Consider the following 11162-nt stretch of genomic DNA (forward strand, 5'->3'; position numbering starts at 1 on the left):
CCGTCGCTGCGACTACCTTGCGCTCAGAGGCCGCAGGAACTGCCGCCCGACTTGACGCCGAGCTTCTTCAACAGTTTCTCCGGCGGGCAGAAGCCGGTGAAGCCGCTCTGGAACAGATTGAAGCCGACGAAGGCAGTGAATGCCAGGAACCATTCCGAAACGAAGACCGGGCTGCCCTGCCAGCCGAGGGCCAGCGAGAGCATGACGAAGAAGCCGGCCATGATGCGGATGATGCGTTCGGTGGTCATGATTGATGCTCCTTGCGGAAGGCTGCGTAGTAGAGAACGGGAATGACGACCAGGGTCAGCAGCGTGGACACCAGGATGCCGAAGATCAGCGCCAGCGCCAGGCCGTTGAAGATCGGGTCGTCGAGGATGAACATGGCGCCGAGCATGGCGGCCAATGCGGTCAGCGCGATCGGCTTGGCGCGCACCGCCGCCGACTGGATCACCGCGTCGTGGAAATCCATGCCGGCGGCAACCTGCTGCTTGATGAAATCGACCAGCAGGATGGAGTTGCGGACGATGATACCGGCCAGCGCAATCATGCCGATCATCGAAGTCGCGGTGAATTGCGCGCCGAACAAGGCATGTCCGGGCATCACGCCGATGATGGTCAGCGGGATCGGGGCCATGATGATCAATGGCACCAGATAGCTGCCGAAGTGAGCGACCACTAGCAGATAAATCAATATCAGGCCGACCGCGTAGGCCAGACCCATGTCACGGAAGGTCTCGTAGGTGACCTGCCATTCGCCGTCCCATTTGACGCTGTAGCCGGCGTAGGGATCAGTCGGCTGGCGGATGAACCATTCGCCAAGCCTGCCGCCTTCCTTGAGTTCCATACCGTTGATCCGGCTGCGGATGTCGAACATGCCGTAGAGCGGCGAATCAAGCTGGCCGCCCATGTCGCCGACGACGTAGACGACCGGCAGCAGGTCCTTGTGGTAGATGGTCTTTTCGCGCACCGTGTCGCGCACTTCGACCAGCTCGGACACTGGCACCAGTTGGCCATCGCGGGAACGGACCCGCAACTTGAGCAGCGTATCGAGCGCCGACTTCTGCGCTGACGGCAGCGTGATCCGCACCGGCACGGCGAACTTGGAATCGGCATTGCGCACCGGCGTCACGTCCATGCCGGCCAGCCCCATGCCGACGACTTCGACAATGTCGCGCTGCGCCACGCCCAGTTGCGCGGCCTTGGCCTGCAGGACATGGAGCACGAATTTGCGCGCATCGGCGTCGATGTAGTCGTCGATGGCAACGATGTCGGGCGTTTCGCTGAAGGCCTGGCGCACCTGCTTGCCGACGGCGATCTGGCCGGCGTAATCGGGGCCGTAGATCTCGGCGACGATCGGCGACATCACCGGCGGCCCCGGCGGCACTTCGACGACCTTGGCGACGCCGCCGTTACGCTGACCGATGGCTTCGACCGCCGCGCGCACGCCGGCGGCGATTTCATGACTTTTGCGCGAGCGATGCGCCTTGTCGACCAGATTGACCTGGATGTCGCCCTTTTCCGGCGCGGCCCGCAGGTAATACTGGCGAACCAGCCCATTGAAGTTGATCGGGCTGGCGGTGCCGGCATAGGCCTGGTAATTCGTCACCTCCTCGACCTTGGCCAGTTCGCTGCCGATTTCCTGCAGCACCCGCGCCGTTTCTTCAACCGGCGTACCGGCCGGCATGTCGACGATGATCTGGAATTCGCTCTTGTTGTCGAAGGGCAACATCTTCAGCACGACGAGCTGGAAGTAGGCCAGCGACACCGAACCGAGGATCAGCAAAACGACGACGATGGCCAGCTTGATGCGCGCGGCGGCGCCCGTCAGCGGATCAAGGAAGGGCGTCAGCAGCTTGCGGAAAGTGCTGTCGAGCTTGGCATCCAGCTTCGACACCGGTGCCGCGCCATGACCGGCGCCATGCGACTTCATCAGCCGCACCGCCAGCCAGGGCGTGACGACAAAGGCGATGGCCAGCGACAGCGCCATGCCCATCGACGAGTTGATCGGGATCGGGCTCATGTACGGGCCCATCAGCCCGGAAACGAAGGCCATCGGCAAGAGCGCGGCGATAACGGTCAGCGTCGCCAGGATGGTCGGCCCGCCGACTTCATCCACCGCGCCGGGGATGATTTCGAGCAGCGTCTTTTCCGGATAGAGACCCTGCCAGCGGTGGATGTTCTCGACGACGACAATGGCGTCGTCGACCAGAATGCCGATCGAGAAGATCAGCGCGAACAGCGACACCCGGTTGAGCGTGAAGCCCCAGGCCCAGGAGGCGAACAGCGTCGCCGCCAGGGTCAGGGTCACGGCGATACCGACGATCACCGCTTCGCGCTTGCCCAGCGCAAAGAAGACCAGCAAGACGACGAATGCGGTGGCGAAAACCAGCTTGCCGATCAGCTTCTGTGCTTTTTCGGTCGCCGTCTCGCCGTAGTTGCGGGTGACCGTGACCTCGACGCCGTCGGGAATGACGATATTTTTCAGGCTTTCAATACGGTCGACCGCAGCATTCGCCACGTCGGCGGCATTGACCCCGGGCTGCTTGGAAATCTGGATGGTGACCGCCGGGAACTCACCGTCCTTGGTGCCGAACCAGGCGTAACGCTGCGGTTGGTCGGGGCCGTCCTCGACCGTGGCGACGTCGCTCAGGTAGATCGGCTTGCGCTCGCGAACCGCAACGACCAGACGCTTCACATCCGCTGCCGATTCGAGGTAAGTCCCTGTCTGCACCAGGATTTCACGATTACCGGCCACCAGGCTGCCGGAAGTCTGCAAGGCGTTGGAAACGGTCAGCGCGCCGGCAATGTCCTGCGGCGTGACACCGAAAGCGTTCATCCGTTCGGCGTCGAGCAGCACGCGCACGGCATGATCGGGACCGCCAAGCGTCGAGATGTCGCGCGTGCCCTTGATCCGTTTCAGTTCGATCTCGACCGCACGCGCCACCTGTTGCAGCTCGTAGGCCGAACGCGCCGGATCGGCGGTGTGGAAGGTCAGCGCGACAATCGGCACGTCGTCGATCCCGCGTGGCTTGATCACCGGCTCGAGCACGCCGAGATTGGCCGGCAGCCAGTCGCGATGCGCCATCACCGTGTCGTGCAGGCGCAACACCGCGTCGTTGTACTTGACGCCAACCTCGAACTGCACGGTGATCACCGCCATGCCCGGGCGCGACATCGAATACACATGTTCGACGCCATGCATGCGCGACAGCACTTGCTCGCCCGGCGTCGCCACGAGGTTCTCGACATCCTTGGCCGAAGCGCCCGGCCAGGCGACCAGCACGTCGGCCATGGTCACGTCGATCTGCGGCTCTTCCTCGCGCGGCGTAACCAGCGTGGCAAAAACGCCCATCAGGAAGGCGACCAGCGCGAGCAGCGGGGTGATCCGCGAATCCTGGAAGGCGGCGGCAATACGCCCGGAAATGCCGAGCCTAGTCTTGTCAGCGGCCATGGCCTACTTGCCCGACTGAACTTGAATGGCCGCCTTGACCGGATCGGTGACCACCTTGTCGCCCGCCGCCAGCCCGGCCAGCACCTCGATCTCGCCCTGACCGACGATTTCGCCGAGGCGCAACTGGCGCAGGACCAGGCGATTGTCGGCGGTCTGCACATAGACAGCAGCGACTTCGCCGCGGCGCACTACCGCGCCGGCCGGCACAGTCAGCTTGTCGGCACGGCCGGTGACGAAATGGACCCGGGCGAACATGCCGGGAACGGCTTCCGCCAGCGCCGGCAGACTGACGCGCACCTGCGCGACATGGGTCGCCGCGTCGACCGTGGGCAGCACCTGGATGGCGCTCGCATCGACCCATTTGCCGAGTTCCGGGAACTCAACGCGGGCACTGCTGACGCCGCGCATGGCCGGCAGGCGATGCTGGGGAATGCTGGCGGTGACGCGCAGGCTGCCCGGTTGGTAAATGCTGAACAACGGCGTTCCCGGCATCGCCATGTCGCCGGCTTCAACATGCCGGCGGGCGACGATGCCGGTCATCGGCGCGACGATGCTCGCGTGACTCTGGCTGGCACCGGCAGCACTGCGATTGGCCGCCGCCGCATCGAAATCGGCCCTGGCCTTGTCGACCGCCGCCTGACTGACAAATTTCTGTTCCTTCAACTGCTGGTGGCGTTCGTAATTGAGTTTCGCCACCTTGTATTGCGCTTCGGCCGCACGGGCTGCTTCACCAGCCTCACGCGCGTCGATGCGCATCAGCAGATCGCCCTTGGTCACCCGCTGGCCACTATCGGCGCGCACTTCCAGTACCCGGCCTGCCACCTGGGCACCAACCGTCGTCTGCTGCACGGCCTCGACAACTGATTCAGCCGGGATAGTCAGGTCGACCGGATGTGGTTTGACGATGATGACCGGCAAGGCATCTGCCGCCATGATTGCGGTCGACACCAGAGCAAGAGCGAAAATCAGGGAGCGAGCGATGGATTTCATGAATATAAGCATACGCTAATTTGCATCCCCGTAGCAAGACAGAAGCTTGATTCTACGACTTCATGTCATGCGCAAAACAATTATCAGGCCGCCTGCCAGATATTGCGACAGCGTGTCTCGCGGATACGCCAGCTGGCGGCAGCGCCCAGCGTGGCGCACAAGGTCACGGCAAGCACCCCGTTCTGCCAGGTGGCGACGTCGTAGACGCGGGCACCGGCAACCATTTCGCCATGCCAGCCGAGATCCATGATCCAGCCGACGACCGGCTGCATGATCGCGGCACAGAGGAAGCCGCCCATGTTGGCGACGCTGGTCGACATCCCCGACAGCAACGGCGGATTGACTTCCTTGGCACACGCCCAGGTCAGGCTGAATCCGGCGGTCGACAAACCGAGCAAGGCAAAAAGCAGGTACGACAAGCTGAGCGGCATCGTCACGCAGGACAGCAGGATCAGCCAGATCGCCACATAAACATGCGAGACGGCGATCATCACCGGCTTGCGCCGCCCCAGACGGTCGGACAGACCGCCGATGAACAGGCAACCGACGGCAAAACCGCCAAACCACAAGGACAGGTGATTGGCGGCAGTCGCGCGCGCCATGCCGTGCACCTGCATCAGATAAGGCGTCGCCCACAGCCCGGCAAAGGTGAAGAAGGCGCCGGACATGCCGGTATTGACCAGCGCCGCCGGCCAGGTGGCACGGTTGCGGATCACCGCCAGCAGGCTGGAAAGCACCACCGTCCGATCGAAACGCGGCCGCGATGCCTCGCCCGAAGCGGTCGGGGCATCGCGGACGATCAGCCAGCACAGCGCCCCGAGCACCAGCGAGACAGCGCCAACGCCGATGAACACGCCACGCCAGCCGGTCGCCTGGGCCATCGCCGACAGTGGCGCTCCAGCCAGCACCGAACCGAGATTGCCGACCAGCATGCAGATGCCGACGATGGTTGCAAAACGGCTCTCTTCGAACCACACCGCAACCAGTTTGAGCATGGCAATGAAAGTGACCGAAACGCCGAGCCCGACCAGGGTTCTGCCGGCCAGCGCGAATTCGAGCGACGGCGCGAAGCCGAACAGCAGACTGCCGACACCACCAACCAAGGCACCCAGCGCCAGTATCCGGCGCGGCCCCAGGGTATCGGCCAGTATCCCCGTGGGGATCTGCATCACCGTGTAGATGTAGAAATAGGTCGCGGCGAGCACGCCGAGCGAAGCCGCCGAGGTCTGAAAGGCGGCAGCCAGATCCTGTGCAATGCCGGCCGGCGCAAAGCGCTGGAAAAACGAAAGGATGTAAGCCAGCGCGACAACGGCCAGCGCCAGCCAGCGCCACCGACGCTGTTCGGGAGTCAACGGCCCCATGACAGTCTCCGGGTATGTTATATCAGGCGCCTCTACGGGCGCCTTCCTGCTACTGCCTGACGGCTCTTACTTGAACGACAGGACCCACTTGGCCAGCGCCAGTGCCTCGGCATCGGTGACGGCATTGGCCGGCATCGGCACCTTGCCCCACTCGTCCTTGCTACCGTTCTTGATCTTGGCGGCCAGGGCAGCTTCCGCGCCCTTTTCGCCGGCCCGTTTGGCGGCGATTTCCTGGTAGCCGGGGCCGACAATCTTCTTGGCCATGCCGTGGCAGGTCGTACAGTTCTTGGCCTTGGCCAGTTCTTCCGAAGCCATGGTCGGCGCGGCAATCAGCAAACCCAGGATGACAGGGATCAATTTTTTCATGTGTGTTTCCTCCGCTTGTAAAAATTCTTGTGCGATACCGCCAGTCTAACCCGAGAGCGGCTCAAACAGACAAGCGCCGGCGGATCAGTCGAGCCAGGCCCGCAGCCGGCCAGCCAGGGCAGCCCAGTCGACCGGCTTGGGCAGATGATGGGCACCCAGCGTCGACGCCGCGTCGAAAAAACCTGCGTCTGCGCGCCCGCTCAACAACACGATGGGCAGATCGGATTCGCATCGCCGGATCGTCCCGGCAACACTCAGGCCATCAAGGCCGGGCATTTCGACATCGAGCACGACAATATCGAAATCCCCACCGGAGCCATAGGCTGCCAGCGCTGCCACGCCATCCGGCACGAAGCGCAGGGCGAATGCCGGCGCAGCAAGCACGACGCCGAACATCAACCCCATGGTCGGATCATCATCCGCCGCCAGTACCCGACATACCCGTTCTCTCATGACGACAGTCCCTTTTCCAGCATCTCGTCCAAAGCCATGCGCACCGCCAGTTGCTCGGCGACGAAACCGGGGTGCAAGGCCATGACTTCCTCCTGCTTCCCCTCCTGACACAGGGCCTCGATTTCCCGGCACAAACCCGCAAACCGCAGCGCCCCGACGTTGTAACTGCTCGACTTCATGGCGTGACAGGCGCGCGCCATGGCCAATGCATCGCCGGCAGACAAGGCGCCCTCGTAATCGCCCCACAAGCTTTCGACACCCCGCAGGTAGGCTTCGATCAGTTGCCGTATCAAGGCATTGGCACCGCTCGGCGCCAGGGTGCGCAGCTGTTCGAAGACCCCCGGATCCAGTGCGGCATTTCCCGAGACGGCCTGGACCACCGTCGGCACTGCAGTCGGTTTGCGACGCTCCCGGGGCAGCCAACGCTCGAGTACGGTGAGAATTTCCTCACCCCGGTATGGTTTGGCCAGGTAGTCGTCCATGCCGGCCGCCAGACAACGGGCCCGGTCATCACGCATGGCGTTGGCTGTCAACGCCACCACCGGCAGGTGCGGAAGATCGTCCCGTGCTTCCCGGCGGCGCAATTCGGCGCAGGCCGAGAAGCCATCGACCACCGGCATCTGGCAATCCATCAGGACCAGATCGAAAGGCTCGCGGGCCAGCAGATCGATGGCCTGCTGACCATCATTGACCACGACCACCTGCAAACCCAGGCGCTCCAGATGGGTACGCGCGACAATCTGGTTACTTTCATTGTCTTCCGCCAACAAAACCCGGCCACGCAGGATGGGGCTCGCCGAATCCGTATCCATCGGCAGTTCGACCCGGCGCGAAGTCACGCCGCCGCTATCTGCCAAATCGTCCGATGCTGCCCGTTCGACCACCGGCAGACACAAACTGACGGTAAAGCACGTACCAACCCCAAGCACGCTGTCCACAGTGATCTCGCCGCCCATCATGTCAACCAGGCGCCGGCAGATCGCCAAACCCAGGCCGGTACCGCCAAAACGCCGACTGGTCGAGCCATCGGCCTGGGCAAAGTGTTCAAAAATCCGCTCGCGAGCCTCTGCCGGAATACCGACGCCGGTATCCCTGACCCGCAATTCCAGACACTGCTTGCCTGGCTCGGACGGCTGCAAAGTCAGACCAAGAACGATCTCTCCCTGATCGGTAAATTTAACTGCATTGTTCAGCAGATTGGCGACCACCTGGCGCAAGCGCAAGGCATCCCCGCGCAAATGCAGGGACTGGCCACCCTGCACCTCGATCAGCAACGCCAAGCCTTTCTTGTGGGCGGGTTGCGAAAACAGCTCGACCGACTCGTTGAGCAAGCGGACAAGATCAAAATCTTCTTCTTCAAGTTCGAAATGCCCGGATTCGATCTTGGAGAAATCAAGCACATCGTTGATGATCGCCAGCAGGTGCCGCCCTGAACGATCAACCGCTTCGACGAACTGCCGTTGCGTCGGCGTCAGGCCCGTGTTCAGCAACAATTCCGTCATCCCCAGCACCCCGTTCATCGGGGTCCGGATTTCATGGCTCATGGTTGCCAGGAACTCGCTCTTGGCCAGGCTCCCCGCTTCGGCGACCTCCTTGGCCTGGCGCAACTCGCGTGTCCGTTGCTCGACGATCTGTTCCAGATTTCCGAGATGCGAGGCCAGCCAGTGATCCCGCTCGCGAATCTGCTCGACCATCTGGTTGAAACCTTCGCTCAGCCGCTCGAACTCGGCAATATCCGAATGTGCCGCCCGGGTATCCAGGCGTCCAAGCGAAATCTCGGCCATGTTTTCGTTCAACATGCCGAGCGGGCGCATCGCGCGCTCGACCTGCCGGTGCTGCAGCCTCAGGATGACCCACAGGGCCAGCGCAAACTCGATCAGGATCAACAAGGCGTAACCCAGCATCTGCCGGTGCAGGCGCCCCAGATCAAAACTGACCAGCATCCAGCCCTTGCCTGCAACCTTGCCACCGACCAGAAAGTCGATCGAGCCCGGCTGCAAGCGATAACCCTCCTCGAATACCGGGGGTTTCCATCCCGGAACAGCATAGCCATCAGGGCGTAAATATTCGAATTTAATGCTCTGATCGTCACGGTAAAGGGTAAGCGAGCGCAGATCGGGGAGCGAGGAAAGCATTTTCCTGAATACGGACACCCGTACCGGATCTTCGACCAGCAGGCTGTTGGTCAACATTTCTTCAAGCAGCGCGGTCCGCGCCCGCCCCTCCTCGATGCGGTCACGCAGGTCCATGCCACCGGCAGTGAGGAGAATGATGACCGACAAGACAAGGAAGGCCGGCAACAAGACCTGCAGATTGACCCGGGCAAGGTATCGCCCCAGCGGCGCCGGCTCAAACTGCGTTGTCACGACTGCCCCGGTAACTCACAACCCGCTTCGCGCCAGGCTACTTCAGCGCTTTTCCATGCCAGGCCAAAGGCGGCCGCAAGCTCAGCACGCAAATCGACAGGAATATTCACATCCTCGCCGGCGATCCGCCGCAACAGGATACTTTCCAGGCGCTCAGCCAGGGCCGCAAGACGCATCGCACCGACATTTGCCGCTGCACTGCGAATCGCATGTACACAGCGACGCTCGGCTTGATCGTTATCACGCACTTCAAGCCAGTCGGCTTCCCAAGTTGAAAAATGATGCACAAAGAAACCGACGGCCTGCCACCACAACTCGGGACGATCCAGCATGCGCGCAACAGCGTCACGGACATCGAAGCCCTCCAGCTCCTGAGGTATCAGCATCATGGATTATCACCGCCTGCCGTTGAAGAGACTGCCATTGTCCCGCTTCAGCTGGAAACTTGGTTGAAGAAAGGTAAAACGCCCTGCGGCCTCCGCTCGCCGCACCATGCCCGTTGCAAGACAGCCTGCGCATATCCTTTTACAATGCATTACAATCGTTTCCATCGAGCATCTTTACCCCTCTCATGAATCAGACAGCACTGATCGTAGAAGATGACCCCGGCACCCGCCATGTTGTCAGCACCACCCTTGGCACAGTGGGCATCAGCAGCATTTTCGCCGAAAACGGTGCGGCCATGTGGCGACAGCTCGACCAACAGCCCGACGTGGTCATCCTTGATCTGAGCCTCCCCGATGCAGACGGACTGGAACTGCTCAGGCAGTTGCGCCAGCAATCGGAAATCCCGGTTCTGATTCACTCGACGCGTTCCGACGAAATCGAGCGCATCATCGGCATCGAGATCGGCGCCGACGATTTCCTGCCCAAACCGTGCAACATGCGCGAATTGCTTGCCCGCACCCGTGCCCTGCTCCGACGCAGCCAGCTACGCAGCCAGACGACGGTTTCGCGTGCTGATTTCAAACGCTTGCGCTTCGGACACTGGACGCTGGATACCGCTGCCCGGGAATTGCTGAATGGCGACGGCGAACCGGTATCAATCGGCGTTTCCGGATTTTCGCTGCTGATGGCCTTCCTCGAGCACCCGTTCGAGCCTCTGTCCAGAGAAAGCCTCTCCCGCGTTCTCAAACGCGAATACATCCCTTACGACCGGATCATCGACGTCCATGTCAGCCAGATCCGACGCATTCTTGGCAAACAGGCCGATGGCAGCAGTTTCATCAAGACCCTGCGCTCGCAAGGCTATGTTTTTGTCTCTCAGGTCGACCTCGCCTGACACCCGATAAAAAACCCCCGGGGACAAATCCCCGGGGGTTTTTTTATTCAGCACGAGGTCGCAACCCCGGCTAATCCTCAGCGTGACAGGCGATTACAACCACCAACGGTGTTACCGACACACGGCGTAGAGCTTTCGCGATTGATCAGCCACTTGCCGTTGACCTTGATCATTTCCAGCGTCTTCAGGACACGATCATTGAAGATGTTCGAGCGATAGGTCTGCTCGAACTCGGCAAAAGCACGGTCCTCGCCATCCATCCGCACGCGCAGCTTATCGACTGTGACCGAGATACGCTCACGCGGCGAAATCCGGGCGCGACGCAACTGGTCCCAGTCCTCGCGGGACAGGCCACCGTCCGGCGTGAAGGTCGGTGCATAGAAACCGCTGTATGCCGAGTAATCCTTGGCCGACCATGCCTCCGCCCAGGAACGTACTTGCGTTTCGATGTCGCCGATGGCCGTCTGCGGCGCCAAAGATTCCTGCGGCGCCTGCGCGACGACCGGCGAACGTGGCGCGACCATCATCTCCCGCGCCTTGGCATCGAGCGCCTCACGCGCCGAGGCTTGCTGGGTGACGGCATCGGCCGGGCACAGCGAGGCCGCATCGACTTCGGCCAGTTCGGCAGCGGTCGGCGTATGGGTGTCCAGTTTCTGCAGCCCCATGAATTCCAGCAGCGAACCCATGCCGGCGTAGGTACGCAGGTAGGCCAGCGTCAGGTCGGTATCGGCGTTGACCGAGGCGCGCCGCGCCGACAGCAATTCGTTCTCGGTATCCAGCAAGTCGAGCAGCGTGCGCTGACCGACGTTGAACTGGTCGCGATAAGCGTCGCGCGTCTTTTCCAGCAAGGCCACCTGAATTGCCAGATAGCTGGCCTGTTCTTTCAAGCGCAG

At 62.1% G+C, this 11162-nt stretch carries 10 protein-coding genes; 1 reads left to right on the top strand and 9 read right to left on the bottom strand.

Annotated elements, in window-relative coordinates:
* Positions 1–23 precede the first annotated feature (23 nt).
* The 8 genes from G471_RS0100335 to G471_RS0100370 all read right to left on the bottom strand — a co-directional run bounded on the left by G471_RS0100335 (position 24) and on the right by G471_RS0100370 (position 9376).
* Positions 24–248 (bottom strand): YgaP family membrane protein, encoded by a 225-nt coding sequence (locus G471_RS0100335; protein ID WP_028993553.1) that lies wholly within the window; start codon positions 246–248, stop codon positions 24–26.
* Positions 245–3451 carry an efflux RND transporter permease subunit gene (locus G471_RS0100340; protein ID WP_028993554.1) on the bottom strand — a complete coding sequence of 1069 codons (3207 nt, stop codon included), beginning with the start codon at positions 3449–3451 and terminating at the stop codon, positions 245–247. The genes G471_RS0100335 and G471_RS0100340 overlap by 4 nt, the downstream gene beginning before the upstream one ends.
* A gap of 3 nt (positions 3452–3454) precedes the next feature.
* The gene (locus G471_RS0100345; RefSeq protein ID WP_028993555.1) at positions 3455–4441 is read right to left on the bottom strand and encodes an efflux RND transporter periplasmic adaptor subunit; all 987 of its coding nucleotides are present in this window, start codon (positions 4439–4441) and stop codon (positions 3455–3457) included.
* A gap of 83 nt (positions 4442–4524) precedes the next feature.
* The gene (locus G471_RS0100350; RefSeq protein ID WP_028993556.1) at positions 4525–5802 is read right to left on the bottom strand and encodes an MFS transporter; all 1278 of its coding nucleotides are present in this window, start codon (positions 5800–5802) and stop codon (positions 4525–4527) included.
* A gap of 66 nt (positions 5803–5868) precedes the next feature.
* The gene (locus G471_RS0100355) at positions 5869–6168 is read right to left on the bottom strand and encodes a c-type cytochrome (RefSeq protein WP_028993557.1); all 300 of its coding nucleotides are present in this window, start codon (positions 6166–6168) and stop codon (positions 5869–5871) included.
* An 84-nt stretch (positions 6169–6252) separates the two neighbouring features.
* Entirely contained in the window at positions 6253–6621 is a 369-nt protein-coding gene (locus tag G471_RS16245) for a response regulator (RefSeq protein ID WP_081700045.1), read from the bottom strand.
* Entirely contained in the window at positions 6618–8987 is a 2370-nt protein-coding gene (locus G471_RS16250) for an ATP-binding protein (RefSeq protein ID WP_051295184.1), read from the bottom strand. The genes G471_RS16245 and G471_RS16250 overlap by 4 nt, the downstream gene beginning before the upstream one ends.
* A complete protein-coding gene (locus tag G471_RS0100370; RefSeq protein WP_028993558.1) occupies positions 8984–9376 on the bottom strand; it encodes an Hpt domain-containing protein in 393 nt (130 codons plus the stop codon). Before G471_RS0100370 ends, G471_RS16250 begins: the two co-directional genes overlap by 4 nt.
* A 182-nt stretch (positions 9377–9558) precedes the next feature.
* Between G471_RS0100370 and G471_RS0100375 the strand changes: the two genes are divergently transcribed.
* Entirely contained in the window at positions 9559–10269 is a 711-nt protein-coding gene (locus G471_RS0100375) for a response regulator transcription factor (RefSeq protein WP_043420508.1), read from the top strand.
* 77 nt (positions 10270–10346) lie between these two features.
* Here G471_RS0100375 and G471_RS18115 read toward each other — a convergent pair.
* The coding region (locus G471_RS18115) for a YybH family protein (protein ID WP_028993560.1) at positions 10347–11162 on the bottom strand (816 nt) is incomplete at its 5' end.

Origin of the sequence: Azonexus hydrophilus DSM 23864 (genome assembly GCF_000429605.1) — a bacterium.
Lineage (GTDB): Bacteria > Pseudomonadota > Gammaproteobacteria > Burkholderiales > Rhodocyclaceae > Azonexus > Azonexus hydrophilus.